23 protein-coding genes are annotated in these 25364 nt (G+C 72.4%); 13 read left to right on the top strand and 10 right to left on the bottom strand.

What is annotated here, in order from left to right:
* Window positions 1–2 precede the first annotated feature (2 nt).
* Genes AC5L35_RS30580 through fdhD form a run of 3 tightly spaced genes read left to right on the top strand, consistent with a single transcriptional unit; the run spans window position 3 to window position 2280 of the window.
* Window positions 3–227: a formate dehydrogenase subunit delta gene (locus AC5L35_RS30580; protein WP_495063196.1), complete on the top strand. Its 225-nt coding sequence runs from the start codon at window positions 3–5 to the stop codon at window positions 225–227.
* Entirely contained in the window at window positions 227–1420 is a 1194-nt protein-coding gene (locus tag AC5L35_RS30575) for a molybdopterin molybdotransferase MoeA (RefSeq protein ID WP_495063195.1), read from the top strand. The genes AC5L35_RS30580 and AC5L35_RS30575 overlap by 1 nt, the downstream gene beginning before the upstream one ends.
* Window positions 1408–2280 (top strand): formate dehydrogenase accessory sulfurtransferase FdhD, encoded by an 873-nt coding sequence (gene fdhD, locus AC5L35_RS30570; protein ID WP_495063194.1) that lies wholly within the window; start codon window positions 1408–1410, stop codon window positions 2278–2280. The genes AC5L35_RS30575 and fdhD overlap by 13 nt, the downstream gene beginning before the upstream one ends.
* 20 nt (window positions 2281–2300) lie before the next feature.
* On the opposite strand, the gene AC5L35_RS30565 is transcribed toward fdhD, so the two are convergent.
* From AC5L35_RS30565 to AC5L35_RS30550, 4 genes are all read right to left on the bottom strand, one after another.
* The gene (locus tag AC5L35_RS30565; protein ID WP_495063193.1) at window positions 2301–3755 is read right to left on the bottom strand and encodes an MFS transporter; all 1455 of its coding nucleotides are present in this window, start codon (window positions 3753–3755) and stop codon (window positions 2301–2303) included.
* 81 nt (window positions 3756–3836) lie between these two features.
* On the bottom strand, window positions 3837–5561 hold the full coding sequence (locus AC5L35_RS30560) for an alpha-keto acid decarboxylase family protein (RefSeq protein ID WP_495063192.1): 1725 nt from the start codon (window positions 5559–5561) through the stop codon (window positions 3837–3839).
* Window positions 5562–5772: 211 nt separating this feature from the next.
* The gene (locus AC5L35_RS30555) at window positions 5773–6963 is read right to left on the bottom strand and encodes an FAD-dependent oxidoreductase (RefSeq protein ID WP_495063254.1); all 1191 of its coding nucleotides are present in this window, start codon (window positions 6961–6963) and stop codon (window positions 5773–5775) included.
* Between the two features lie 33 nt (window positions 6964–6996).
* On the bottom strand, window positions 6997–7947 hold the full coding sequence (locus AC5L35_RS30550; protein WP_495063191.1) for a hydroxymethylglutaryl-CoA lyase: 951 nt from the start codon (window positions 7945–7947) through the stop codon (window positions 6997–6999).
* Between the two features lie 183 nt (window positions 7948–8130).
* Between AC5L35_RS30550 and AC5L35_RS30545 the strand changes: the two genes are divergently transcribed.
* From AC5L35_RS30545 to AC5L35_RS30520, 6 genes are all read left to right on the top strand, one after another.
* Window positions 8131–8943 carry an IclR family transcriptional regulator gene (locus AC5L35_RS30545; RefSeq protein ID WP_495063190.1) on the top strand — a complete coding sequence of 271 codons (813 nt, stop codon included), beginning with the start codon at window positions 8131–8133 and terminating at the stop codon, window positions 8941–8943.
* A 242-nt stretch (window positions 8944–9185) separates the two neighbouring features.
* A complete protein-coding gene (locus AC5L35_RS30540) occupies window positions 9186–10604 on the top strand; it encodes an MFS transporter (RefSeq protein ID WP_495063189.1) in 1419 nt (472 codons plus the stop codon).
* Between the two features lie 135 nt (window positions 10605–10739).
* Window positions 10740–11972: an MFS transporter gene (locus AC5L35_RS30535; RefSeq protein WP_495063188.1), complete on the top strand. Its 1233-nt coding sequence runs from the start codon at window positions 10740–10742 to the stop codon at window positions 11970–11972.
* Between the two features lie 32 nt (window positions 11973–12004).
* Entirely contained in the window at window positions 12005–12997 is a 993-nt protein-coding gene (locus tag AC5L35_RS30530) for an aldo/keto reductase (RefSeq protein ID WP_495063187.1), read from the top strand.
* Between the two features lie 76 nt (window positions 12998–13073).
* Window positions 13074–13991 (top strand): helix-turn-helix transcriptional regulator, encoded by a 918-nt coding sequence (locus AC5L35_RS30525; RefSeq protein ID WP_495063186.1) that lies wholly within the window; start codon window positions 13074–13076, stop codon window positions 13989–13991.
* 8 nt (window positions 13992–13999) lie between these two features.
* The gene (locus AC5L35_RS30520; RefSeq protein ID WP_495063185.1) at window positions 14000–14521 is read left to right on the top strand and encodes a hypothetical protein; all 522 of its coding nucleotides are present in this window, start codon (window positions 14000–14002) and stop codon (window positions 14519–14521) included.
* Between the two features lie 19 nt (window positions 14522–14540).
* On the opposite strand, the gene AC5L35_RS30515 is transcribed toward AC5L35_RS30520, so the two are convergent.
* Window positions 14541–15638 carry an LLM class flavin-dependent oxidoreductase gene (locus AC5L35_RS30515; RefSeq protein ID WP_495063184.1) on the bottom strand — a complete coding sequence of 366 codons (1098 nt, stop codon included), beginning with the start codon at window positions 15636–15638 and terminating at the stop codon, window positions 14541–14543.
* A 150-nt stretch (window positions 15639–15788) separates the two neighbouring features.
* Between AC5L35_RS30515 and AC5L35_RS30510 the strand changes: the two genes are divergently transcribed.
* Complete coding sequence (locus AC5L35_RS30510; RefSeq protein ID WP_495063183.1) at window positions 15789–16319, top strand: hemerythrin domain-containing protein; 531 nt, start codon at window positions 15789–15791, stop codon at window positions 16317–16319.
* On the opposite strand, the gene AC5L35_RS30505 is transcribed toward AC5L35_RS30510, so the two are convergent.
* Both AC5L35_RS30505 and AC5L35_RS30500 read right to left on the bottom strand, forming a co-directional pair.
* On the bottom strand, window positions 16239–16796 hold the full coding sequence (locus tag AC5L35_RS30505) for a GNAT family N-acetyltransferase (protein WP_495063182.1): 558 nt from the start codon (window positions 16794–16796) through the stop codon (window positions 16239–16241). The genes AC5L35_RS30510 and AC5L35_RS30505 overlap by 81 nt on opposite strands.
* Window positions 16797–17053: 257 nt before the next feature.
* Window positions 17054–18196, bottom strand: coding sequence for a glycerol dehydrogenase (locus AC5L35_RS30500; protein ID WP_495063181.1), 1143 nt, complete (start codon window positions 18194–18196; stop codon window positions 17054–17056).
* A 172-nt stretch (window positions 18197–18368) separates the two neighbouring features.
* On the opposite strand from AC5L35_RS30500, the gene AC5L35_RS30495 reads away from it, so the two are divergent.
* Window positions 18369–19199, top strand: coding sequence for a class II glutamine amidotransferase (locus tag AC5L35_RS30495; RefSeq protein WP_495063180.1), 831 nt, complete (start codon window positions 18369–18371; stop codon window positions 19197–19199).
* A gap of 16 nt (window positions 19200–19215) precedes the next feature.
* On the opposite strand, the gene AC5L35_RS30490 is transcribed toward AC5L35_RS30495, so the two are convergent.
* A complete protein-coding gene (locus AC5L35_RS30490) occupies window positions 19216–19884 on the bottom strand; it encodes a maleylpyruvate isomerase family mycothiol-dependent enzyme (protein WP_495063179.1) in 669 nt (222 codons plus the stop codon).
* A gap of 101 nt (window positions 19885–19985) precedes the next feature.
* Between AC5L35_RS30490 and AC5L35_RS30485 the strand changes: the two genes are divergently transcribed.
* Window positions 19986–21755, top strand: coding sequence for an ABC transporter ATP-binding protein (locus tag AC5L35_RS30485; RefSeq protein WP_495063178.1), 1770 nt, complete (start codon window positions 19986–19988; stop codon window positions 21753–21755).
* Window positions 21752–23452: an ABC transporter ATP-binding protein gene (locus AC5L35_RS30480; protein ID WP_495063177.1), complete on the top strand. Its 1701-nt coding sequence runs from the start codon at window positions 21752–21754 to the stop codon at window positions 23450–23452. The genes AC5L35_RS30485 and AC5L35_RS30480 overlap by 4 nt, the downstream gene beginning before the upstream one ends.
* On the opposite strand, the gene AC5L35_RS30475 is transcribed toward AC5L35_RS30480, so the two are convergent.
* Window positions 23428–24255: an alpha/beta fold hydrolase gene (locus AC5L35_RS30475; RefSeq protein WP_495063176.1), complete on the bottom strand. Its 828-nt coding sequence runs from the start codon at window positions 24253–24255 to the stop codon at window positions 23428–23430. The genes AC5L35_RS30480 and AC5L35_RS30475 overlap by 25 nt on opposite strands.
* 7 nt (window positions 24256–24262) lie before the next feature.
* Entirely contained in the window at window positions 24263–25363 is a 1101-nt protein-coding gene (locus AC5L35_RS30470; RefSeq protein WP_495063175.1) for an iron-siderophore ABC transporter substrate-binding protein, read from the bottom strand.
* Between the last annotated feature and the right edge of the window lies 1 nt (window position 25364).

Genomic DNA, 25364 nt, shown 5'->3' with positions numbered 1-25364 from the left:
CGATGTCCACCACCACCGTCCCCCCGCACGTGCGGCTGGCCAACGAGGTCGCCGTGCAGTTCGCCCACCAGCCGTTCGAGGTTGCGGCTGCCGCGGTGGCCACGCACCTGCGCGACTTCTGGGAGCCGCGGATGAGGGCGGCGCTCCTGGCTCACGTCGCGGCCGGCGGCGAGGGGCTCGACCCGATGGCCGTGCGGGCGGCGGAGCTCCTCCGCCCGGCGGCCTGATGAGCACCGCGTTCGCACCGCCCGTGACGTCCCTGTCCTGGGACGGCGCGCGCGAGCGGGCCCACGCGGCCGCACGGCCGCTGCCCGTGCGGACGGTCCCGATCGCCGAGGCCGAGGGGGCGGTGCTGGCCGCTCCGGTGGCAGCGCCGGCCGACGTGCCGCCGGTGGACCGATCGGCGATGGACGGCTACGCGGTCCGCGGTGCGGCGCCGTGGACGCTCGTCGGCCGGGTCGGCGTCGCCACCTCCGCGCCCGCTCAGCTGCGTGACGGCGAAGCGTTCGCCGTGGTCACCGGGGCGGCCGTGCCTGCAGGCACCACGGCCGTGCTGCCCGACGAGGACGCCGTCGTCGACGGCCGCCGGGTCGCCGGGTCGGTCACGCCGGGCAGGCACGTGCGCCGCGCGGGCGAGGAGTGCTCGGCGGGTGAGGAACTGCTGCCGGCAGGCATCGTGGGGCACCCCGCCGTGCTCGGGCTCGTCGCCACGCTGGGCCTCGACCGGCTGCCGGTGCATCCGCACCCGCGGGTGGCCGCGCTGGTCACCGGCGACGAGCTGATCTCCGAGGGGCCCTCGGGGCCGGGCCGGGTGCGCGACGCCATCGGTCCCATGCTGCCCGGGCTGCTGGCGGGCGCCGGTGCCCGGGCGGTGGCCACCGCCACGCTGCCCGACTCCCGCGCCCTGCTCCTCGACGCCCTCGCCGACGCCGACGCCGACCTGGTGCTCGTCTCCGGCTCCTCGGCCTCCGGCCCCGCCGACCACCTGCGTCCGGCGCTCGCCGCTCTCGACGCCGACCTCCTCGTCGACGGCGTGACCTGCCGTCCCGGCCACCCGCAGGCCCTGGCCCGGCTGCGCGACGGACGGCTGGTGGTGGGCCTGCCCGGCAACCCGTTCGCCGCGCTCGTCGCGTTCCTGACCCTCGCGGTCCCCGTCATCAGCGGGCTGCGCGGAGAGCCGCTGCCCGCGCTGGTGGCGGCACCGGTTCCGGGCGGCCTGCCCCGCCACGCCGCAAGCACCCGGCTGGTCCCGGTGCGCGTCGGTCCCCACGGCGTTGAGCCGGTGGGCCACCACGGGCCGGCGATGCTCCGGTGGGCCGCGGTCGCCGACGCGCTCGCCGTGGTCGACCCCGGACCGGCGGCGGCGATCGCAGCGCGCCTCCTGCCCTTCAACCAGGGAGCACGACCATGGGGCGTCTGATCGCACGACGCGCGGTACTGCGCGTCACCCCGAACGGTGCCACCCGGCGGCCCGACTCCATCGCCGTCGAGGAGCCGCTGGAGCTGCGGGTCGGCGGCAAGCCACTGGCCGTCACGATGCGCACCCCGGGTCACGACGTCGAGCTGGCCCACGGCTTCCTGCTCACGGAGGGCGTGATCGGCAGCGCCGAGGACATCAGCACCGCGCGCTACTGCGACTCCGTCGACGCCGAAGGTCGCAACACCTACAACGTGCTCGACGTCGGCCTCGCGCCAGGCGTGCCCGCCCCGGACCCTGGCGTGGAGCGCAACTTCTACACCACCTCCTCGTGCGGGGTGTGCGGGAAGGCGTCGCTCGACGCCGTGCGCCTGAAGTCGCAGCACTCCCCCGACGCCGACGCCACGCAGGTGTCCGCGGAGGTGCTCGTCGGCCTGCCCGACGCGCTGCGGCGGCGCCAGCAGGTCTTCGACCGCACCGGCGGGCTGCACGCGGCCGGCCTGTTCACCGCCGACGGCGACCTGCTGGTCGTGCGCGAGGACGTCGGTCGGCACAACGCGGTCGACAAGGTCCTCGGGTGGGCGCTGCTGCAGGGCCGGATCCCGGCGAGCGGCTGTGTTCTCGCCGTCTCCGGCCGCACGTCCTTCGAGCTGGCCCAGAAGGCCGTCATGGCCGGGGTGCCCGTGATCGCCGCGGTCTCGGCGCCGTCGTCGCTCGCGGTCGAGCTGGCCGAGGAGTGCGGTCTCACCATGGCGGGCTTCATCCGCGACGGCTCGATGAACGTCTACACGCGCACCGACCGGATCCTGCTGCCCGACGGCGCGTCTGCCGCGCCGCGCGACCCGGCCCTCGCCACGCCCTGACGGGCGCCGGGGCGGCTCGGCTACCTCGCCCGGGCGGCCACCGTGGTGGTGCCGGCCGGCCGGTCGGCGGGCTCGTCGTCGAACACCTGGGCGGTACGCAGGGCCCACTTGCTCGTGGTCACCAGCCCGATCACGAACATTGCCACACCGATCACGGTCATGATCAGCCAACCGAGATGTGCCGCGGTCACGAAACCGGTGGACAGCGGCCCGACGATCCGGGCGGTCACCACCGAGCCGAGCACCGCCACCCCGAGCGTCGCGCCCACCTGCCTGCTCGTGGACGCCACCGCCGCCGCCACCCCGGCCCGCGCCATCGGCATCCCCGAGACGGCGGCGCTGGTGATCGGCGGGTTGATGAAGCCGAACCCCACCCCGAAGACGGCGTAGGCGAGCACCACCATCAGCAGCGAGGTCTGTGCGGTGAGCCCGGAGAGCAGGAACGAGCCCACCGCGATCGCCAGTCCACCCGCCACCAGCGGAAGCCGTGGGCCACGCGTTCCGACGAGGCGTCCCGAGATCGGCGACAGCACCGCCGTCAGGACGGCCATCGGCAGCGTGAGCAGGCCGGCGTGCAGCGGCGTGAACCCGCGCACCTCCTGCAGGTACAGGGCATTGAGGAAGAGGAACCCCGCCATCACGCCGAACGAGCCGACGGCGATGAGCGTGGCGCCCGTGAACGGGGCGCTCCTGAAGAACTTGATGTCCAGCAGAGGCTGGTCGGTGCGCTGCTCGTAGCGGACGAAGGCGATCGCGGAGACGATCGTCACGACCACACAGCCGATGATCCACGGCGACCGGATGCCGAGGCCGGGCGCCTCGATGATCGCGTAGGTCAGCGTGGCCAGCAGCACGATCAGCAGCACCTGCCCGACCGGGTCGAGCGGCCGCGGCCGCGCGGCCCGGGAGTTCGGCACGAACCGGGCCACGAGCAGCACGGCGGCGATCCCGATCGGCACATTGATCCAGAAGACCGACCGCCAGCCGATGCTGTCCACCAGCACGCCACCGAACAGCGGTCCGAGTGCCCAGCTCAGCCCGACGACCGAACCCCAGACGCCGATGGCCCTGGCCCGCTCGCGGCGTTCGGTGAACGTGTTCGTGATGATCGACAAGGCGACCGGGTTCAACATCGAGCCACCCACGGCCTGCAGCATCCGGAACACGATCAGCAGCCCGATGCCGGGGGCGACGCTGCACAGCAGTGACCCGAGGCTGAACAGGATCAGGCCGATCTGGAACACGCGCTTGCGACCGAACCGGTCGCCCGTCGAACCCGCCAGCATGAGCAGGCTCGCCAGCACGACCGTGTAGGCGTCGATCACCCACTGCAGGCTCGACACCGAAGCCTGGAGCTCGCGGCCGATCGAAGGCAGGGCCAGGTTCACGATCGTGTTGTCCAGCCCGACGATGAACAGGCCCATGCAACAGATCCACAGGATCGCCGTCTTGTGGCGCCGGTCAAGTTCGGGCATGTCCACCCCAAGAAGCTCGCTAGGTAGTTAGCACGCTACAACGACCTGGTCGGCGAGGAGCATTTCCGAATGGGACATCGGTCACCCGGCGGGCGGCGGCGCCCCGTTCGCCCGCGCGGCACCGCGGCCCAGCTCGACGAGGAGCTCAGGGGCGTCGGAGGGGTCGAAGACCGCCTCGATGAGCACCAGCCGGTCGGTGCACTCCCGGGCCTGCGCGAGAGCCGCGGCGAGCGCGTCCCGGGTGCGGACCGTGGTGGTGAGCACCGGCACACCGGGGGCGAGCACGGACGGCAGGCCAGCCCAGTCCCAGCTGGTGATGTCCTGGTAGACCGCGTGCGGGCTCTGGATGGCCCGCTCGATCGTGTACCCGGCGTTGTTGATGAGCACGATGATCGGCGTGTGCCCACCGTGCAGGATCGTGGCCAGCTCCTGGATGGTCAGCTGCGCGGCGCCGTCGCCGATGAACAGCACGCTGCGGTGCTCCGGCACGGCGAGGGAGATCCCGAGGGTGGCGGGCAGCGTGTACCCGATCGACGACCAGACGGGTTGGGCGAGCAGGTCGGAGTTGTGCGGCATGTGCAGGGCCAGTGCCCCGAACAGGGCGGTACCGGCGTCGGCGATCGCGGTCACGCCCTCGGGCATCCACTGCTGGACCTCGGCCCAGAACTGGCCCTGCGTCAGCACGTCGGAGTCCGGCGCGTCCGGGACCCCGGGCCGCGGCTCCAAAGGCAGCGGTGGCAGCGGCGGGAAGGCCCGCTCGGCCACCACCTCGTGCAGGATCCGCAGGGAGTCGTCCATGTGCAGGCCGTGGAAGAGGGACGCGCCGATCCGCGCGCTCTCGAACCCCAGCTCGACGGCGTCCTCCGGCGAGAACCGGTGGGTGAACAGTCCCGTGAGCACGTCGCTCAGCGTGGTGCCGGCCAGCACGAGCAGCGGCGCGCCGTCGACGGCGTCCCGGGTGGCCGCAGACCTGGTCATGGCGCCCATGTACGTGCCGAGGCTCGCGGGGTGGCGCTCGTCGAGCAGGGCCTTGGCGCCCGCCTGCGTTGCGATGCGGATGCCCGGAAGATCGGCCAGCTTCGCCAGCTCGCCCTCCAGGCGCCGCCGGTGCACCCGCGGCCCCGCGAGAACGGTCAGCGAGGGCCTCTCCGCGAGCAGGGCCACCAGCGCGGCACGGAACTGCTGGATCGACGTCGGGTCGCTCGGCGAGCGGCGCAAGGGAAGCGCCAGGTTCGCGGCTGGCACGCGCGCGACCGCCACGTCGGCGGGGATGCCCAGGTAGACGGGCTTGCCCTCGTTGATCGCGGTGAGCAGCAGCCGGTCGATCTGTCCCACCGCCGTCGCGGCACGCAGGACGGTGCCTGCTGCGGTCACCTCGCGGTAGGCACGGACGAAGTGGTCGTGGTCACCGTCCACCAGCGTGTGGTGAAGCAGGAGACCCTCCGCCCGGGCCTTCGTGGGAGGCATCCCGCTCACCAGCACGACCGGGACGTCCTCGGCATAGCTGCCGGCGATGCCGTTCATGGCCGACAGCTCGCCCACCCCGTAGGTGGTGACCACCGCCGCCAGGCCGCGGCGGCCGCGGGCGTACGCGTCGGCGGCGTAGGTCGCGTTCAGCTCGTTGGTACAGCCGACCCACTCGATGCCGGGGACGGCGAGCATCTCGTCGAGCAGGCCGAGGCTGAAGTCGCCCGGAAGGCCGAAGACGTGGGGACCGTCCAGCTGACGCAGGCGGGTGGCGAGGTAGGCACCGACGGTGACAGTGGCGTCCGGGGTGGCGAGGACGTCTGAAGTGGGGGCGGACATGGTTCCTCTCGGGTCAACGAGGGCTGCCGAAGGCTGCGGTGGAACGAGCCTTGCGGGAACCGTGGCTCCTGTCGCCGGTCCGTGACGACGATCGCAATCCGGGTGCGGGCGGACGGAGACCCCGGCGGCCCGTCCGGGTACAGCCATGACGCTACGGGCCCGGGCAACACGCAGGTCAGGCGAGACCGGCGTGGGGTCGTGGAGCAGACCGTCAGCCGCGGCCGTAGTCGGGGAGTGCGAACTGCCCGACCCGGCCCAGCTGCCGGGCCAGCAGGCCACGCAACGGGCGGCTGGTGGCGCAGCGGATCGATGCGGCCTGCAGCCGGATCACGCCCGCACCGGTGGGCGCGAAGCCGTGCATGCCCAACGGCAGGCTCTGTCCCCTCCTGACGTACGGCCGCAGCACCTGCTCGTAGCGGGCGAACCCGACGCGGTGGTCGCCGCCGGCCGCCGCGAGCTCGCCTGCGAGCACGTAGGCCCCGACGATGGCGAGACTGGTCCCCAGCCCGGTGAGCAGCGTCGGGCAGTAGCCCGCGTCGCCGAGGAGTCCGACCCGGCCCCGTGACCACCGGGCGAGGCGGACCTGGCTGATCGAGTCGAACCGGAAGTCGGACGCCTCCCGCATCGCCTCGAGCAGGGCCGGGGCCTTCCACCCGGCTCCGGCGAACCGGCGGGCGACGATGTCCTGCTGCGCGGCGACGTCGTGCCGGTCGTGCTCCGCCTGCGCCGAGGTGAAGCTCAGCCGGGCTTTCGTCTCACCGGGCGAGCGCCCGGATCGCAGCGAGGTGGCGCGGCCGCCGGGCGCATTGTGCGTGACGAACCAGCCGTCGAGATCACCGTCGGCCGGAGCGGTGAACCACGCTGTGTACCCGCCGACGGGACGGACGCACCGCGCCTCCGGGCCGAAGACCAGGCGACGCACCACGGAGTGCACGCCGTCGGCCCCGAGCACCAGGCCGAACCGGCGCCGTCCCGCCTTCCGGAACGAGACGGTCACGCCGCCGCCGTCCTGCTCGATGGCGGAGATCGTGTCGCCGAACAGGTACTCCACCGCGGGGACGCCGGCGTCGTGGAGTACCTGGACGAGGTCACCCCTCAGCACCTCGACCTTGGACGTCCGCCCCGGACCCCCGAAGAGCTCCGCCGGGATTCGGGCGGTGACCCGCCCCACCGCATCGACCCACGCGAAACCGCGATGGTCGAGGCTCACCTCGCCCACCCGGTCGAGCAACCCCATCCGCTCGACCACGGCGTATCCCGCCCCGCGGAGGTCCACGGACTGCCCGCCGGCCCGGAGCGCGGGTGCCCGCTCGACCACGGTGGTGGGAAACCCGCGCTCGCTCAGCCAGTAGGCGAGCGTGAGACCGGCGATCCCGGCGCCGCAGACCAGCACGTCGGGCATTCCCACGCCTCGAGCTTACGAGCGTCCCGATCTTCACCGGACCGGCGGCGCGCCGCACCGGGCCGGGTCCCGTCCGGTCGCTCCGCGCACGTCCGGAGGAACAGGCGGCGGTGCCGAGAGGGGCGCATGACCGACGACGACCGAGAGCTCGTCGCGGACACGGCGCAGCTTCTCCAGGTCGATTCCCGTCCGGATACCCTCGCGGTGGAACATCTGGACGAGGTCCTCGGTGGCGATGTTGCCCGCTGAGCCGGGGGCGAACGGACAGCCACCGAGGCCGCCGAGGGCGGCGTCGAAGCGAATGATGCCGAGTTGGAAGGCGGTCCACGCGTTGGCCCAGGCCATCCCGTGGGTGTCGTGCAGGTGCAGACCGAGTGGCACGTCGGGCACCGCGTCGCGGACCGCGGCGACCGTGCGGGTGACGGCGTCGGGCAGCGCCGCCCCGACCGTGTCGGCGAGGTGCACCACCACGGCGCCCATCTCGACCAGCCGCCGTGCCGTTGCCGCCGCCCGCTCCGGCGGGATGCTGCCGTCGAACGCACACACGAAGGCCGGCGCGACGCACGCCTCGACGGTCACGCCCGCGGCCAGCAACACCCCGACGGCCGGGTGGATGCGATCGAGCGCCTCCACGCTGGAGACACCGACAGAGGCGCGGCTGTGGTTGTCGGAGGCGGAGACGACGATCCGCGCCGAGCGGGCACCGGCCTCGACGGCCTGCTGGGCACCGAACTCGGTGAAGACGAGGGTCTGCAGCGTGGCGGTGCTCTCGGCGACGAGAGTGCGCAGCACCGCGTCCGACCCGGCCATCTGCGGCACCCGGCGCAGGCTGGCGAACGCACCGACCTCCAGCGAGACCAGGCCCGCGTCGAGTAGCCGACGGGCGAGGCGGACGCGGTCCGCCGGCGCGACGGAGATGGGCTCGTCCTGCAGGCCGTCCCGGAGCACGACGTCCGTGATCAGAACGTCTCGCTCGGCATCCATCTCAGACTCCTTCTGCGCGCTGCTGCCATGCGACGTCGCGTCTTGCAGCCCTCAGGATTGTCATGCAGTCATCCCCCCGCCCCCACGATATGACTTCGACACCTAGCATGTGGTTCGAAAAGGGGAGCGTCAAGACAGAGATCGATACGATGCGCCATCTCACAGCGGGACAGGGGTCACGGCATGCCGGAGGATGACGGCCGCACGTCGGTCGTGCCCGTTCTGGTGCTGCGCAAGATCACACAGATCCTGCGGTCCTTCAGCATCGAGCAGCCGGAGCAGACCCTCCAGCAGATCATCCGGACGACCGGGCTGCCTCCGAGCACCTGCCAGCGACTGGTCCGCAACCTCGTGGTCGAAGGCTTCCTCGACCGCGACGACGACCGCTACCGGATCGGCCTGGACTTCGTGCAATGGGCCGCTCCTGGCACGTTCGGCCTCGACCTCGTCCGGCTCACCCGTCCCGCGCTGCAGGCGCTGCGCGACCGGACGGGCGAGACGGCGTGCCTCTACGTCCGGCACGGCCCCTTCCGCACGGTCGTCTCACTCGCGGAGTCCCGGCATCCGGTGATCCGGCTGTTCGTGGTGGGGATGGTCATGCCGCTGCACGCGGGATCCGCGGGCAAGGTGCTTCTCGCCTGGGATCCGACCGCGCGCCAGGAAGCGGTCCGGCACGGTCTGGGCAGGTTCACCGAGCACACGACCGTCGACATCGACGAGCTCACGGGGCAGCTCGCCTCGATCCGGCGCGCCGGCTACGCGGCCAGCTTCGAGGAGCGCGACGCCGGCGCCGCCTCCATCAGCGCACCGGTGTTCGGGCTCACCGGAGAGCTCGTCGCCGCCCTCGGCATCGGCGCCCCGCTCCAGCGGCTGGGCCCGGCCGAGGCGCAGCGATGGGCCCCGACCGTGATGGAACTCGCTCGCGACGCATCGCGACGCATCGGTTTCCGCGCCGAGATGCGTGCCGACACCAGGGCGACCGCCACCGGCGACTGACCCGGCCGGCGATCCTCCGCCGTCCGCCCACCCACCTCCCGACGCCGCTCACGACGCCGCGGGAGCCGGACTCGGGGGTGGTCCTCACCGGCTCGTCCGGTGTGTCCCATCCGGCTCTCACAACGCCGCGCACGGGTTCTTGACGGTCTCATCTCGCAGACGCAGCATGGTGAGTCGACGTTCACATCGTGGGTCTACCTACCACCAATGTGTCCGACTGTCCGACCGTTCAAGGAGGATCGATGTCCGAGACACGTGGGGCACGGAGGCCGCTCGACCGGCCCCCGCGCGACAAGCCCGGAGGGGTCGGCGAGCGGATCGACCGGCTACCGGTCACCCGCACCCAGCGGCGGGCCACCGTCGCCGTGGGTCTCGGCCTGTTCTTCGAGTTCTACGAGGTCTTCCTCACCGGCGTGCTCAGCAGCGTGCTGGTGGGCGAGTTCGGGCTCTCCAAGGCCCAGCTCCCGCTGGTCCTCTCCTCCACGTTCATCGGGATGTTCGTCGGCGCGCTGGTGCTGGGACGGCTCGCCGACCGCCTCGGGCGGCGCCGCGCCTTCCTGCTGAACCTCGCCGTCTACTCGCTGTTCTCCCTGCTCGGCGGGTTCAGCATGAGCGCCGCGTGGCTCGTGGTCACGAGGTTCCTCGCCGGGGTCGGGCTCGGGGCCGAACTGCCGCTCGCGGACACCTACCTCACCGACCTGTTGCCGGCGCGCCGCCGCGGCCGGTACATCGCCTGGGCCTACACGCTCGGCTTCATCGGGGTGCCGGTGCTCGGCTTCCTCGCCCACTCGCTCGCGATGACGACGTGGCTGGGTGTCGCGGGCTGGCGGTGGATGTTCGTCATCGGCGCACTCGGTGCTTTCGTCGTGTTCCTCCTGCGCCGCGGACTTCCGGAGTCACCGCGATGGCTCGAGTCCGTGGGGCGCGCCGAGGAGGCCGACCGGGTGGTCACCCAGCTCGAGAACGAGGCGCGCGGCCTGAAGCTCGTCGAGCCCGCCCCGACGGGCCCCACCACCACGCCGGACGCGGCGCGTCCCCGTACCCGGCCCGTGCCCACCGGCGCGCGGGCCCTGCTGGCGCCGCCGTACAACAAGCGGACCGGCATGATGCTCGTCTTCCACATCTTCCAGACCATCGGCTACTACGGATTCGGCACGATGGTTCCGCTGGTGCTCACCGCGAAGGGCTATCCGATATCGGAGTCCCTGCTGTTCACCGGGGTCACCTACCTGGGCTATCCGATCGGGTCGGCACTGTCGCTGCCCGTCGTGGAGCGGGTCGAACGCAAGTACCTGGTGGTCGGGGCCGGGCTCATGATGGCCGTCTTCGGGCTGGCCTTCGGCTTCTCGAACTCGATGCTCGCGATCCTCGTGTTCGGTTTCCTCTACACGGCGGTCAGCAACGTCTTCTCGAACGCCTACCACATCTACCAGGCCGAGATCTTCCCGACGCATCTGCGATCGACGGCATCGAGCGGGACGTACGCGCTGTCCCGCCTCGCGACCGCTGCGATGCCGTTCGTCCTCGTCCCCGTGCTCGACGACGCCGGTGTCGGCGCGCTCTTCGCGATCGTGTGCGCCGCGATGGTCGTGGTGGCCGTGGACATCGGCGTCCTGGGTCCGCGCACCACGGGCCGGCGGCTCGAGGCCGTCAACGAGTAACTCGGCGGCGACGGAGGCCACTCATCGGGGGTGCGGTTCACCCCCCCACCGGCTCTTTCCGGCTCCTACCGTGGAATCGACGGATCGGTCAGCGGCGATCGCCCATCCTCGATTCGCTCACGAGGAGCTATTGACGTGAAGTGTGTGGGCACGGCCCCGGCCCAGCAGGCCGGGGCCGCCGCCGTGGAACGGGCGCCGCTCTCCCGGGGGCTGGTGCTGCTGCTGGCCGTGGCCAGCGGAGCCGCGGTGGGCAACCTCTACTACGCCCAGCCGCTGCTGGACGTGATCGCCCGGGACCTGCACGTCGGGCAGGGCACCGCGGGTCTGCTGGTGACCGCCACCCAGATCGGTTACGCGCTGGGGATCATGTTCATCGTCCCGCTCGGCGACATCCGCAGCCGGCGGCGGCTGGCGCCGTTGATGATGATGCTCTCGGCGGTGTGCCTGGCCGCCTGCGCGGTCGCCCCCGGCCTCGCCATCCTGGTACTTGCGCTGGTCGCGGTGGGCGTCACCACGATCGCGGGGCAGATCCTGATCCCGTTCGCCGGTGATCTCGCGGCCGACACCGACCGCGGCCGGGTGGTCGGCATCGTGCTCAGCGGAGCGCTCACCGGCATCCTGGCCGCCCGGGTCGTCAGCGGGCTCATCGCCGGCGCACTGGGCTGGCGGGCCGTCTTCGTGATCGCCGCGGTGCTCATGCTGATCCTCGGGCTGGTGCTGGCCCGGACGATCCCCCACGACATCCCGCGCCGGAGGCAGCCGTACGGCGCGTTGCTGCGCTCGATACCCGTGCTGGTCCGCGGCGACACCACCCTGCAGATCGTGCTGGTCCACGGCGTGCTCAGCTTCGGCTCGTTCTCGGTCTTCTGGACGGGGCTGACCTTCCTGCTCAGCGGGCCCCCGTACGGCTACTCGACCTTCGTGATCGGGCTGTTCGGCCTGGCCGGGCTCGTCGGTGCCGTCGCGGCGCAGGGTTCCGGACGGTTGCACGACCGCGGCTGGTCCGTGCGCGCCACCGGCCTGTCCTGGCTGCTCGCCATCGTGGCCTGGGCGGTCTGCGACATCGGGAAGTTCTCCGTGCCCTGGCTGCTGGTCGGGATCGTGCTCCTCGATGTGGCCACCCAGTCGCAGCGCATCCTGAACCAGGCCCAGATCTTCGACGTCTCGCCGCAGGCCCGCAGCCGCGTCAACACGGCCTACGTCACCGGCAACTTCATCGGCGGTGCCGCCGGCTCCGTCGCCGCCTCGGCCCTGTGGACAGCGGGGGGATGGAACGCGGTCTGCCTCGTGGGAGGCGCGATGTGCGCAGCGTCCCTCGTGCTCTGGCTGGTGACCACCGTCCGCGCCCGGGCCGTTCGAACCGCCTGATCCGCAACCACTCGACCAGAAAGGGACGACCCATGAGGAACGCATCGCTGGGCAACCTGACCGTCTCGGCACTCGGTCTCGGGTGCATGGGCATGTCGGGCGCCTACACCGGCGCCGGCACCGACGACACCGAGTCGATCCGCACCATCCACCGGGCCCTCGATCTCGGCATCACGCTCATCGACACCGCCGACGTCTACGGCCCCTTCGTGAACGAGGAGCTCGTCGGCCGCGCGCTCGCGGACCGCCGGGACGAGGCGGTGCTCGCCACGAAGTTCGGCCAGCTCACCTATCGCGACGCGCAGGCGGCCGGTGGCTCCGGGGCGGTGCGCCGGTTCGACAGCACGCCGGAGAACATCAGGATCGCGGTGGAGGGTTCGCTGAAGCGGCTCGGCACCGACCACTTCGACCTCTACTACCAGCACCGCGTCGACCCGACCACGCCGATCGAGGAGACCGTCGGCGCACTGGCCGAGCTCGTGGCAGAGGGCAAGGTCCGGTACATCGGCCTGTCCGAGGCCGGGCCCGACACCATCCGGCGGGCGCACGCCGTGCACCCGATCACCGCGCTGCAGAACGAGTACTCCCTGTGGACGCGCGACCCGGAAGCCGAGATCCTCCCGCTCGCGCGCGAGCTCGGCATCGGGCTCGTGGCCTACTCGCCGCTCGGGCGGGGGTTCCTCACCGGTCAGATCCGGTCGCTCGACCAGTTCGCCGACGACGACTTCCGCCGGACCAGCCCGCGCTTCGCCGAGGACGCCCTCGCCCAGAACCTCCGGATCGTCGACGAGGTCGAGGCGGTCGCGAAGGAGGTGGCCGCCACGCCCGCGCAGGTGGCACTCGCCTGGCTGCTGGCCCAGGGCGACGACATCGCCCCGATCCCCGGCACGAAGAAGGTGAGCCGGCTCGAGGAGAACGCCGCGGCGGCCGGCATCCGGCTGAGCACGGAGCAGCTGACCCGCCTCCGCTCCCTGCAGCCGCCCGTCGGTGCCCGCTACCCGGACATGACCCCGATCGGCCGCTGATCCCGCGCCCGTGGAGGTGTCGGAGGTCCCCCCGGAGCCACCCGCTCCGGGGGCGACCCCGACCTACCATGGCCGGATGGACAAGGCGAACCGGCTGGGAGAGTTCCTGAGGGCCCGCCGGGCGCAGGTCCGGCCCGGCGAGGCCGGGCTCCCCGAGGGCGGCACCCGACGCGTGCCCGGGCTCCGGCGCGAGGAGGTGGCCTCGCTCGCCGGGCTCAGCCTCGACTACTACACCCGGCTCGAGCAGGGCCGCGAGCAGCACCCGTCCGCCGGCGTGCTCAATGCCCTCGCACGGGCGCTGCGGCTCGGGCACGACGCCCAGCGCTACCTCTTCGCCGTCGCCATCCCGGGCCCCGCCCCGGCCGCCGCGCGGGCCCAGCGGGAGGTCGGTGCCCACCTGTTGGCGCTCATGGCCGACTGGAACGACCATCCCGCGGTGCTGCTGGACCGCTGCACCACGATCGTCGGCGCCAACCATCTCGGGCGCGCGGTCTACGCCGGGCACCGCCACAGCGACAACCTGGCCCGTCTCCTCTTCGTCGACGAGGACGCCCGCACCTTCTTCCGCGACTGGAACAAGGTCGCCACCGGCTGCGTCGCCGGCCTGCGCGCGTCCGCCGTCCTCGACCCGGACGACGCGGACCTCACGGCCCTCGTCGGCGAGCTCTGCGTGCGAAGCACCGAGTTCGCGCGGCTCTGGGCGAAGGCGGAGGTCAAGGACAAGACGTCCGGCACGTCCCAGCTCCGCCATCCGCTGGTGGGAGACCTCGATCTCGTCTTCGAGTCACTGCGCCCGAACGGCTCGCCCGAGGTGGTGCTGAAGATCTACCGCGCCGAACCCGGATCGCCCACGGCCGAGGCACTGGCCGTGCTCGGCAGCCTCACCGCCGATCAGGGCGCCGACCGTGGCAGGCACCTGATCGCGCTGCGATACACACCACTACCAGGGGTTTCAGCAGCGATCGTCCCTGATCGACGGGCCGCAGGGACTTAAATGGCCTGATGACGACAACGGCACCGTCCACGTCGACAGCCGAGAACTTCTCCCCCGTCGACGAACTGCGCACCGGTTTCCACGAGGACCTCGGCCCGGGAGAACGGGCCACGCTGGTGTCCTGGCTGGCGTTCACCGCCACCTTCGCGGCGGTCCGCCTGGTCACCTACAGCATCCGTGCCAAGAAGGGCCCGTTCCGCAACGTCAGCGTCGGTGGGGCACACATCCACCACTACATGTGGGGCATCGGCCTGGTCAGCGGGGTCGGGGCCGTGGCCGTCCGCGGCGACGACCGCGTACGCCGGCACCCGCTCGTTGCGGGGTCGTACGGCTCCGGCCTCGCTCTGATCGTCGACGAGTTCGCGCTGCTGCTCGATCTGGAAGACGTGTACTGGGCCAGACAGGGCCGGGTCTCGGTGGACCTCGGCGTCGGGGCGGTGGCGCTGGGAGGCGTCGGCTTCGCCGCACTGCCGCTGCTGCGGCGCCTGGCGCGGCATCGCAGCGCGCACCGGGGCCGGTCCGCCGCCTGACGCGGGCGGGCAGCGGGGGTCAGCTCGGCAGGCGGATCCCCTTCGCCTCGAGCCGGGGCAGTACCTCCTGCGCGAAGTAGCCGAGCTCCTCGATGTAGTCCACGAACGACAGCGTCATCCCGCCGAACCCGGCCCGGTGGAAGCGCTCGATCTCGTCGGCGACGTCGTCCGGCGTGCCGACGAGCGGGCAGCTGCCGTGGCCCGCGGCGAAGCGGGACCGGAAGGTCTGCAGCATCTCGGGCGTGAACGACTGGGCGTGCAGTCCCTGCAGCGCCATCAGGTTGTCGACCGCATCCCAGTCGGCCCGCTCACCCGCGTAGTCGTGCAGGAACTCCTCGGCCTCCGCCCGGGTCGGACGGCACACCACGTGCCCGAGAGTGAACACCCCGACGCTTCGGTCGTGGCCGCGGGCCGCCGCCTGCACCGTGCGGACGACCTCGGCGCCGTCCTCGGGCCCACCGACGATCGTGAACGCGAAGTTCGCGTTGCGTGCGGCGAAGTCGCGGCCCTGCCGCGACGATCCGGCGTTGAGCACCGGCACCGGACCGTCATACGGCTTCGGCATGCCCTCCACGTGACGGAGGTGGAAGAACGGGCCGTCGTGGTCGAACTGCCCCGGGGTGCTCCAGATCTTCCCGATGACGTCCCACCACTCCTGCGCGAGCGCGTACCGCTCGTCGTGGTCCCCCGGCAGGTCGACGCCGAACGCGTCGTACTCGGGCTTGTTCCAGCCGGCGACGATGTTGATGCCGGCCCGGCCCCGGCCGATCTGGTCGACCGTCGCCAGTTGCTTCGCCACGACGATCGGATGGTTGAACGCGGTGTGGACCGTCGCGAAGACCGTGATGCGGCGCGTGTGCGCGAGCAGGCCCGCAGCCCACACCGTCGGGTCCAGTACGCCCTCGTGGAAGTTCGTCTCACCGCCGTAGCCGATCCACCGCGCGATGGGGAGCAGGAAGTCGATCCCGACCTCGTCGGCGAGCTGCGCGAGCCGCAGGTTGTCATCCCAGCTCCCCGACCACCGGTCGGGCACCGTCGTGACGGCCAGGCCAGAGGAGCAGTTGGCGGAGAAGAGGCCGAGCTTGAACGACGTGCCGTCCAGGATCGCCTTCGTCATGGTGGGCCTCCTCGAAGCCGGCGGGGGTCTCCCCGATCCTGTCAGGCGCTTGACGACAACGGCGGGGGGCTGATCAGATCACCGGCAGCGTCGCGTGCACCCGGCTCGGAGACCGTCGTGGGCATGGAGGCGCCGGACCCTCGGACGACCATGAACACATCCCCGAGCCGCAACGACCGTCTCATGTCGTTCGGCACCCAGCTGATCGACATGCACGCCTGGCTCCGCGAGGAGCTACTCCTGCTGCGTGAGGACGTCGACTCCTACCTGGACGGCCACGGCACCCGGCCACGCGATCTGCGGGCGCACTGCCTGACCTTCTGCTCGGCGCTGACCGAGCACCACACGGGTGAGGACAGCGGCGCCTTCCCCGTCCTCGCGGCCGACGTTCCCGAGCTCGCACCGGTGCTCGAGAAGCTGACCCAGGACCACCACGTCGTGACCACCATCCTGCACAACCTGCAGAACCTGGTCGACCGCTGCACCGCCACGCCCGACCCGGCCGAGGCCCGGCGCCTCCGCACCGAGCTGGAAGGGCTGGCCGCCGTCCTGGAGACCCACTTCACCTACGAGGAGAAACAGCTCGTGGCCGCCCTCAACTCACTGACCACGCGAGCTGGGGCGGCGGCCGCCGACGCGATCAGCCGCGCGGTCACCCTGGGAGGCCGCGAGCTCGCGTAGCGGCTCACCGTCCAGCCGCAGCACCTCGATCTCCTCGAGCCCACGCGCGTGCAGCCGACGGTAGAAGCGCAGGGCACGCTCGTTGGTGCGCAACACCCACCACTCGAGGCGGGCGCATCCCCGTCGCACCGCCAGGTCCGCGAGATGACCGAGCAACGCCTGGCCCAGTCCGCTCCCCCGGTACTCGGGGCGGACGTACAGGTCCTCCAGATGGATGCCGGGCCGACCGACGATCGTGCTGTAGGTGGGATAGAACAGAGCGAACCCGACAGCCTCCCCATCGATCGTCGCCACCACGGCCTCGGCCACGGGGCGCTCGCCGAACAGCGCCTCCGCCACGTCCCGGGGCTGCGCCAGCACCGGACCGGGAAACTGCTCCGCCTCCGCGAGCTCGACGATGAACCGGTGCACGACCTCCGCATCACCCGGTTCCGCCGGCCGGATCACCGGCTGTGCGAGTGCCTTCAGCTCGTCCACACGACGATCATGACGGACGGCTGACACACCTCCACGCCCGCAGCGCAAGCAGCGCCCGCGAGTCGCCCGCTCCGCGCCCGCGAGTCGCCCGCTCCGCGCCCGCGAGTCGCCCGCTTTGCGCCCGCGAGTCGCCCGGTATGCGTGCGCGAGTCGCCCGGTTCCTGCAGCGACCGGCCCGTGGCAGCGTCGTGGTCCCGTGTCGCTGTGCGGACGGGGCCCGGAACCGCGACATGTGTCCATGTCGCGGTGGGGCGGGGTCAGTGGGCTTCGTAGCGGACCGGGGCCGGGAGACCGGCTTCCTCGCGCGTCCTGGTCGCGAACCGCTCGATGGAGACGAGCGCGCTCACGACGTCGTCGCTGCGCACCTCGAACGGCATCGAGTGGATCGTCTCGCCCTCGACCGTCGCGGCGTCCGCCACGGTCCGCAGCGCGTCGGTGTCGTCGGCGCTGAGCCCGACCTCCGTCAGGGTGGTGGGCAGCCCGACCCGCGTGGTGAACTCGACGAACTCCCGGATGTCGCTCGTCGGCGCCCCCTCCAGGACGAGCTGGGTGAGCGAGCCGATGTTCACCTTCTCCCCGTGCGCGAGCCCGTGCGTGGCGGCCACCGCCGTCAGCCCGTTGTGGATGGCGTGGGCGGCGGCCAGGCCGCCGGACTCGAACCCCAGCCCGGACAGAAGCGTGTTCGCCTCGATGACCTTCTCGACGGCCGGGGTGACCTGGTGGTCCCGGACGGCGTCCACTGCGGGCAACGCGTTCTCCCAGAGCACGTCCCAGCTCAGCTGGGCCAGCGCGGTGCCCGTGAGCGTCGGTAGGCCGCCCGCCATGGTGTGCGAGCTCGACCGGGCGGTGGCGCGCGCCTCGAGCCACGTTGCCAGCGCGTCGCCCACGCCGGCGACCAGCATCGACGCCGGCGCGTTGGCGACGATCTGGGAGTCGACGAGCACCAGGTCCGGGTTCCTCGGGAAGAACCGGTACTCCTCGAACTCGCCGGTCTCGGTGTAGATCACCGACAGCGCACTGCACGGCGCGTCGGTGGAGGCCACCGTCGGGCAGTTCGCCCAGCGGATGCCCGCGAGGTGGCCTGCGGCCTTCACCACGTCGATGGTGCTGCCGCCCCCGGCCGCCACAGCCACGTCCGCCCCGGTCTCCTTGATGACCCCGACGACCCGGTCGACCTCGTGCGCACTGGGGACACCCCCGAACCCCGTCCGGTTCACGGGGAGGTCCGCCGCCTTCAGCGACGCCTCGATGTCGTGGCCGACCAGACCCCACACCAGGTCGTCCGCGACGATCAACGGCGTCGAGCCGATCTGCTTCAGGTACTCCCCGAGCAGCCGGATCGCGCCCTTCCCCTGGACGTACCGGCCGGGACTGATCACTGTGCGCACCGCGGATGCCATCGTCGGTCCTCCTCCGGAAACGTCCGTGGAGCTGACGGTAGACAGCCCGGCGTCGAGAATCGGGATCCGGCGCCGTCTCAATCTGAGACACGACGGACGCGTGCCGCGCCCCGGGCAGGAGTAGCCGGTCGGGTCGTAGCGCTCGTCCGCGGCACCTGCGAGAGTCGGGCGCATGTGCCGTTGGCTGGGCTACATCGGCGATCCGATCCGCCCCGAGGAGCTGCTCTACCAGCCCGCGCGCTCGCTGATCGAGCAGAGCAAGAGCCATGCCCCCGACGTCGCGATCGCCAACGGCGACGGCTACGGCCTCGGCTGGTACGGCACGGCGGACGGGCCGGGCCTGTTCCGCAGCGCGTCACCGGCGTGGGGTGACTACAACCTCCGTGAGCTCAGCGCGCAGATCCGCTCGCCGCTGTTCCTGGCTCACGTCCGCGCCGCGACCGGCACCCCCGTGCAGCAGTCCAACTGCCACCCGTTCCGGTACGGCCACTGGATGTTCGTCCACAACGGGATGATCGACGCCTTCCCCCGTGTGCGACGCGACCTGCTCATGCAGGTCGACCCGGAGCTCTTCCCCGCCGTCGAGGGCTCCACCGACTCGGAGCTGATGTTCTACCTCGCGCTGACGTTCGGGCTGGCCGAGGACCCGGTCGGCGGCCTCGAGCGCATGGCGGGGTGCATCGAGGCCGCCGGCCGGCGGATCGGTTCCGACCATCCGCTGCAGATGACCGTCGGGGTCACTGACGGGGTGCGCCTCGTCGCCGCCCGGTACGCGAGCGACACGGAGGCGAACACGCTCCATGTCAGCTCGTCGGTGCGTGACCTGCGCCTGCTCTATCCCGAGAACGAGCGCTTCCAACACTTCTCCGACGAGGCCAGGGTGATCGTCTCCGAGCCCCTCGTCGACCTGCCGGGGATGTGGCGGGAGGTACCGGCGGGCACAGCCCTGGTGGTGCAGGGCGGCGAGGAGCTCGAAGTGCCCTTCCGGCCTTACGCGGCGTAGCCGGCGCACGGGTGGCTCAACGCGGGATGCGCAGGGTCTCGACGCCGTCGCCGGTGAGCTCGTCGCAGTAGACCGCGCGTCCGGCGGTCGCCATTGTGATCGCCAGGGTCGTGCCGGACACGAGTGGGCCCGTGCCCGTTGTGAAGGGGCCGTCCGTCGCGACGAGGCGCAGGCCGGCCACCCGGGTCTTGCCGGGGAACATGAGATCGGAGTGGGTGTAGAACTCGGCGAGCCGGGTGAGGACCTCGGTCGGATGGTCGCGCCCGATCCCCAGGGGACGCCGGATGTCCTCGCCGTGGACGACGACCTCACCGAGCAGCGCGACCCTCGGCAACGGCGGAGCCGTGGTGCTGGTGACGGCACCGCGGAACCTGGCGAGTGTCTCGGCCGGGGTGTCGCCCAGCTGCTCGGCCAGGCGCCTGGCCACCTGATCGTCGAAGTCGAACCGGCTGCGGACCACGCCGGCGAACCACCGCACCGGGCTCAGGCTCCCCGCCGCGGTCAGGTGGGCGAGGACCTCACGCACCGACAGGCCGGAGCACAGCGACGGCGTCGCCCACTGCTCGTCGGTCAGCTCCGCGAGGTCGGCGGCCAGGGCCGCCCGCTCGGCGTGGACAGCGGCCCACAGGTCTCTGCCTGCTGTCAGGCCGGTCGGGAGGGCGTCACGATCTCTGAACAAGGGCATGAGGGGTAGACGTCGGGCGGGCGGCAGAATCATCGCCGGGAGCGGGACGAACGGGACGGCGGCAGCATTTGCCTCTGGCGAGGTAAGGGTAACCTCACGACGTGAGTGTGACGATCACCGGTCCGGCGCGCGCCCTGCTCCCCGTCTCCCCGGCCGCGCGCACCCGCGCCGTTCTCGCCGAGCTGCTCCGCCCGCGCCGGGCGGCCGCTGCGCTCGCACTGGCCACGCTGGTCGCCGACGCCGCGGTCGGCCTGTTGGTGGCCCCGTTGCTGGGTGCCGTCGTGGATCTCGTGGTGACGGGCGGCCCGGCCTCGGCCGTCACCGGGCCGGTGCTCCTGCTCGTCGGCGTGGCGCTGGCACAGGGCCTGCTGACCCTGGTCGGGATCCGGCTCGTCACCCGGGTCGGCGAGAGCATGCTCGCCGACCTGCGGGAGCGGTTCGTCGCCCGCGCCCTGGGCCAGCCGCTCGAGCGGATCGAGGCCGCCGGAGCGGGTGATCTCACGGCGCGGGTCACCAGCGACATGTCCGTGGTCGGCGAGCTCGTCCGCGTGTCGGCCCCGCAGTTCGCCCGGTCGGCGCTCGTGATCATGCTGACCCTCGTGGGGCTCGCCGTCCTCGACTGGCGGTTCCTGGTGGCCGCACTGCTGGCCGTGCCGATCCAGGTCCTCACGGCACGCTGGTACCTGCGGCGCTCCGGCCCGATCTACGCTGAGCAGCGCACGGTCGGGGGCGCCCAGCAGCAGCAACTGCTCGACACGATCGGCGGGACGGCCACGGTGCGCGCCTTCCGGCTGCAGCGCGAGCACGCCGAGCGGGTGCGCGTCCGGTCCCAGGCGGTGGTCGACCTCACCATGTCCGTCACGCGGCTGCAGACCTCCTTCTTCGGCCGGCTCAACGCCGCCGAGTACATCGGGGTGGCGGCGGTCCTCACCACGGGCTTCCTCCTGGTCCGCGCCGACGCGGTCTCGATCGGCACGGCGAGCGCGGCGGCGCTCTACTTCATCAACCTGTTCGGCCCGATCAACCAGATGCTGTTCCTGCTGGACTCGGTGCAGTCCGCGGCGGCGAGCCTCGCCCGGATCATCGGCGTGGCCGACCTGCCGGAGGAGCGCGGGCCGGAGGTGCCGGTCCACCCGGTCGACGCCACGGTGCGCACGAAGGGGCTCGGCTACGCCTACGTCGAGGGCCACGACGCGCTCGACGACATCGACCTGGAGATCGGAGCCGGCACCCGCGTCGCGCTGGTCGGGGCGAGCGGAGCGGGGAAGACCACGCTCGCGAAGCTCATCGCCGGTGTGCACCGGCCCGACCGCGGCACCATCGACATCGGGGGTGTCCCGCTCGACGAGCAGGGGCCTGCGGTCCTGCGGGCCACCGTCGCGCTCGTCACCCAGGAGGTGCACGTCTTCGCCGGCCCGCTCGCCGAGGACCTGCGCCTGGCGCGGCCCGACGCCACCGACCACGAACTGCACGCCGCCCTCGACCTCGTCGGCGCCCGGGCCTGGGTCGACGCGCTCCCCGACGGTCTGCAGACCGTCGTCGGAGCCGGTGGGCACGGGCTCACCGTCGTCCAGGCCCAACAGCTCGCGCTCGCCCGGCTGGTCCTCGCGGACCCGCCGGTCGCGATCCTCGACGAGGCCACCGCCGAGGCGGGCAGTGCTGGAGCACGACTCCTGGAGCAGGCCGCGCAACGGGCGCTGGCCGGCCGGACCGGCCTGCTGGTGGCCCACCGGCTCACCCAGGCAACCACGGCGGACCACGTGGTGGTCCTGGAGGACGGACGAGTGGTCGAGCACGGCACGCACGACGAACTGGTCGCCGCGGGCGGCCGGTACGCCACGCTCTGGGCCGCCTGGTCGGAGGCCCGATGACCACGGGAGGCCCCCTGACCACGGCCCGGTCGGTGCTGCGCGCGTCGGTGTCCGGCCAGCGCCGCAGGCTCGGGCTCGCGGCGCTGCTGCTGTCCGGCCACCAGATCGGTGAGGCGCTGGTCCCGGTGCTCGTCGGCGTGGCGATCGACGCCGCGGTCCGCACCGGGAACGGCACCGCACTGCTGGCCGTGCTCGCGGCGCTCGCCGTCGACTTCGCCGTGCTCTCCTTCTGCTACCGCGCGGGGGCCCGGGTCACCTGGCTGGCGGAGGCCAGCGCCGACCAGCAGGCGCGGCTGTGGGTGGTGGAGCGGATGCTCCACCCCGGAGGGGGCGCCGAAGCCGGCAAGCCGGCCGGCAGCCTGGTGAGCGTCGCCGTGGCCGACGCCAAGCGGATCGCCTCGATCCACCTCGCGCTGCCCTACGGCGCCGCCGCGCTCGCCGCACTCGCGGTGGCGGCGGTGGCGTTGCTGCGCAGCTCGATCCCGCTCGGGCTGCTCGTGCTGCTCGGCACCCCACCCCTGCTGTTCCTGCTGCACCTGCTCGGCAAGCCGCTGGAGCGGCGCAGCGGGCCGGAGCAGGAACGCGCCGCGCAGGCGTCCGGCGTGGCGGCGGACCTCGTGGCGGGCGTCCGCGTCCTGAAGGGGATCGGCGCCGAGGGCACCGCGGTGCAGCGCTACACAGCCACCAGCCGCGCCGCCCTCGCGGCCACGCTGCGCGCCACCGGTGCGCAGGCCGTCTACCAAGGCGCGGTGCTCGTGGTCAACGGGCTGTTCCTGGCGCTCATCGCGCTGGTCGGTGGCCGGCTCGCGATCGCGGGCGAGATCAGCGTCGGACAGCTCGTCGCCGCCGTCGGTCTGGCCCAGTTCCTCCTCGAGCCGCTGGACGTCTTCGGGCGCGTCAACGCCGCGATGGCGCAGGCCAGGGCGTCGGCGAAACGGGTCGCCGCGCTCCTGGGTACGCCGCACGCCGTCAGCGGTGGCACCGCGGCGCCCCGGTCCCCCGTCCGCGGCGGGATGCGGATCCGGGGGCTCGTCAGCGGCCCGCTCGCCGGGGTCGACCTGGACGTCGCGCCCGGGGAGCTGCTCGGCGTGGTGGTCAGCGACCCGGCCGCCGCCACGGAGCTGCTCGACTGCCTGGGCCGCGAGCACGACCCGGCCGCCGGCTCCATCGAGCTCGACGGCGTGCCGCTCGCCGACCTGGACCCCGACGAGCTGCGCGGCGCGGTCCTCGTGGCGGCGCACGACGCGGAGCTGTTCGCGGGCACCCTGCACCAGACCATCACCACCGGTGCGCCCGAGGACGCCGACATGGACGCCGCGATCCGCGCCTCCCAGGCCGACCAGGTGATCACCGTCCTGCCGGACGGGACGAGCACCGCCGTGTCCGAGCAGGGCCGCTCGTTGTCGGGCGGACAGCGCCAGCGGGTCGCGCTCGCCAGGGCGCTGCTGCGCGACACACCCGTGCTCGTGCTGCACGACCCGACCACCGCGCTGGACACCGTCACCGAGGCGAGGATCGCCGCCGGGCTGCGGGCCGCACGCCGCGGCCGGACGACGATCCTGGCCACCACCAGCCCGGCGCTGCTGGCCGTGGTCGACCGGGTGGTCACCGTGGAGGGCGGCCGGATCACCGCCGAGGGGTCACACGCGGAGCTGGCGGCGCGCGACGCCGCCTACCGGGCGCTCGTGCTGTCCTGAGCGTCGGCCAGGAAGCGGACGAGCAGCGCGTTCACCTCGTCCGGCCGTTCGAGGTAGCCGAAATGGCCGCAGTCGGCGACCTCGGCGTACTCGGCGCCGGGGATCGCGGCGGCGAGCTCGCGGCAGAGGTAGGCCGGGATCATCTGGTCGTCGGCGAACCCGACCACCAGCGTCGGCACGGTGATCGCCCGGTAGGCAGGAACCCGATCTTCGAAGTCGGCCAGTGCGAGCTGGGCCCGCACCCCCGGCCCGGCCGCGGGGCCCGACATCTCGAACAGGTCGAGCCAGTCCCGCACCGCAACCGGGTCGGCCCGCGTGCGCGGGGAGAGGTTGTGCAGCGCGGTGACGGCCGCGCGGTACCGCGGAGGGAGTGCGATGCCGGCGTCGTGCAGTGCGCACTCCCCCGCCGACAGCGCCTGCTGCGTGGCGTCGAGCCTGCCGTGCCCGGCCAGCACAACGGCACGCGACACCAGGTCGGGCCGGACGAGCAGCAACTCCTGCACCACCCGGGCCCCGAGCGAGGTGCCGACCACGGTGGCCGGACCGCCACCCAGGTACTCCACCAGGGCGGCGGTGTCGGCCACCATGTCGTCGATGGTCATCCCCGGCGGCCCGGGCCCGGACGCCCCGATCCCGCGGTTGTCGAACGTGGCCACCCGGTACCCGGCCTGCAGAAGCGCCGGGACCTGGTGCAGCTGCCACACCCGGCCGGGGCTGCCGAGCCCCATCACCAGCACGACGAGCGGGCCGGAGCCCCGGACGTCGTAGCCGATGCGGATTCCGTTGAGCTCTTCGACCGGCACTGAACTCCTAGCCGGCCGCCCCGGCGGCGACCTTCTCCAGCGTCGGGGTGATCTGCTCGAGCTGCCACGGGATGTTCAGCAGCGTCGGGTTGTTGAAGGTCTGGGCGGTGAAGGCGTCGGCTTCGTAGGCGCGGCCGGCCTGGACGGCGGGAATCGCCTGGTAGGCCGGGGTGGCCTCGAGCGAGCTCTTCAGCTCGGGGGTGGCGAAGCCGATGGACATGAAGTCGGCGTCCAACGACCCGATCTGCTCCATGCTCAGCGAGCGGTCCTTGACGGTGGAGGTGACCGCCGGGGACAGGACGAGCCCGAGCTGGGTGTAGAGCGCCACCGAGATCGTGGCGGGGTCGTCGATCACGGCGAAGGGCTGGCCGGGGTCGTAGTAGAAGCTGGAGCTGAAGGTCTTGCCCTTCAGCCCAGGCAGCCGCGCGGCGAGGGCGCTGATGTCGCCCTCCGTGGCGGCGATCGCCTGCTCGGTCTGGGCGCTGCGCCCGACGGCCTTGCCGATCATCCGGCTGATGGTCTGCCAGCTGGAGGTGCCCGCCTCCTCGGGGTAGCCGACCGTGGGGGCGATCTGGCTCAGCTGGCTGTAGTAGTTCTCCAGCCCGTAGTAGTTCGTGGCCAGGATCAGGTCGGGCTTGAGGCCGGCGATCTGCTCCAGGCTCGGCGTGGTGAACACGTTCTTCAGCTCCGTGGAGCCGGAGAGGTCGATCTTGCCCGCCAGCCAGGGGTACTTCCCGCCGGGCAGGTAGTCGTTGGAGCCGTAGGCGATCGGGGTGATCCCGAGCGCGCCGAGGGTGTCCTCCTCGTAGCTGAGGGCGATGATCCGCTTCGGCTCCGCCGGGATGGTGGTGGTGCCCAGCTTGTGCTGGATCGTCACCGGGAACTGGTCGGTGGCTCCGGCCGGGGCGGGCGGCGCAGCGTCGGGCGCTGGGGAGCCGCCTTGGCCTGCGGTTCCACCGCAGGCCGCCAACATGGCGGCGACCACCACTGTCGCTGCTGCGGCCAGCAGTGGCCTCGTTCTCCTGGGCACCCGGACCTCCAGGTCGTGCGGGGAGCGGAAGACACGGACCGAGCGGCCCGCGCCGGACGTGCGGAGTATGGCAATCAAG

The sequence above is a fragment of the Pseudonocardia sp. OZ21 genome (assembly GCF_059359135.1).
Note: the sequence above shows the minus strand (reverse complement) of the source record. Positions and strands in the feature narration are given on the sequence as shown.

Coding starts and splice junctions, on each gene's coding strand:
- AC5L35_RS30580 (WP_495063196.1), top strand. CDS start 3: ATGTCCACCACCACCGTCCCCCCGCACGTGCGGCTGGCCAACGAGGTC.
- AC5L35_RS30575 (WP_495063195.1), top strand. CDS start 227: ATGAGCACCGCGTTCGCACCGCCCGTGACGTCCCTGTCCTGGGACGGC.
- fdhD (WP_495063194.1), top strand. CDS start 1,408: ATGGGGCGTCTGATCGCACGACGCGCGGTACTGCGCGTCACCCCGAAC.
- AC5L35_RS30565 (WP_495063193.1), bottom strand. CDS start 3,755: ATGCCCGAACTTGACCGGCGCCACAAGACGGCGATCCTGTGGATCTGT.
- AC5L35_RS30560 (WP_495063192.1), bottom strand. CDS start 5,561: ATGTCCGCCCCCACTTCAGACGTCCTCGCCACCCCGGACGCCACTGTC.
- AC5L35_RS30555 (WP_495063254.1), bottom strand. CDS start 6,963: ATGCCCGACGTGCTGGTCTGCGGCGCCGGGATCGCCGGTCTCACGCTC.
- AC5L35_RS30550 (WP_495063191.1), bottom strand. CDS start 7,947: ATGGATGCCGAGCGAGACGTTCTGATCACGGACGTCGTGCTCCGGGAC.
- AC5L35_RS30545 (WP_495063190.1), top strand. CDS start 8,131: ATGCCGGAGGATGACGGCCGCACGTCGGTCGTGCCCGTTCTGGTGCTG.
- AC5L35_RS30540 (WP_495063189.1), top strand. CDS start 9,186: ATGTCCGAGACACGTGGGGCACGGAGGCCGCTCGACCGGCCCCCGCGC.
- AC5L35_RS30530 (WP_495063187.1), top strand. CDS start 12,005: ATGAGGAACGCATCGCTGGGCAACCTGACCGTCTCGGCACTCGGTCTC.
- AC5L35_RS30525 (WP_495063186.1), top strand. CDS start 13,074: ATGGACAAGGCGAACCGGCTGGGAGAGTTCCTGAGGGCCCGCCGGGCG.
- AC5L35_RS30520 (WP_495063185.1), top strand. CDS start 14,000: ATGACGACAACGGCACCGTCCACGTCGACAGCCGAGAACTTCTCCCCC.
- AC5L35_RS30515 (WP_495063184.1), bottom strand. CDS start 15,638: ATGACGAAGGCGATCCTGGACGGCACGTCGTTCAAGCTCGGCCTCTTC.
- AC5L35_RS30510 (WP_495063183.1), top strand. CDS start 15,789: ATGAACACATCCCCGAGCCGCAACGACCGTCTCATGTCGTTCGGCACC.
- AC5L35_RS30500 (WP_495063181.1), bottom strand. CDS start 18,196: ATGGCATCCGCGGTGCGCACAGTGATCAGTCCCGGCCGGTACGTCCAG.
- AC5L35_RS30495 (WP_495063180.1), top strand. CDS start 18,369: ATGTGCCGTTGGCTGGGCTACATCGGCGATCCGATCCGCCCCGAGGAG.
- AC5L35_RS30490 (WP_495063179.1), bottom strand. CDS start 19,884: ATGCCCTTGTTCAGAGATCGTGACGCCCTCCCGACCGGCCTGACAGCA.
- AC5L35_RS30480 (WP_495063177.1), top strand. CDS start 21,752: ATGACCACGGGAGGCCCCCTGACCACGGCCCGGTCGGTGCTGCGCGCG.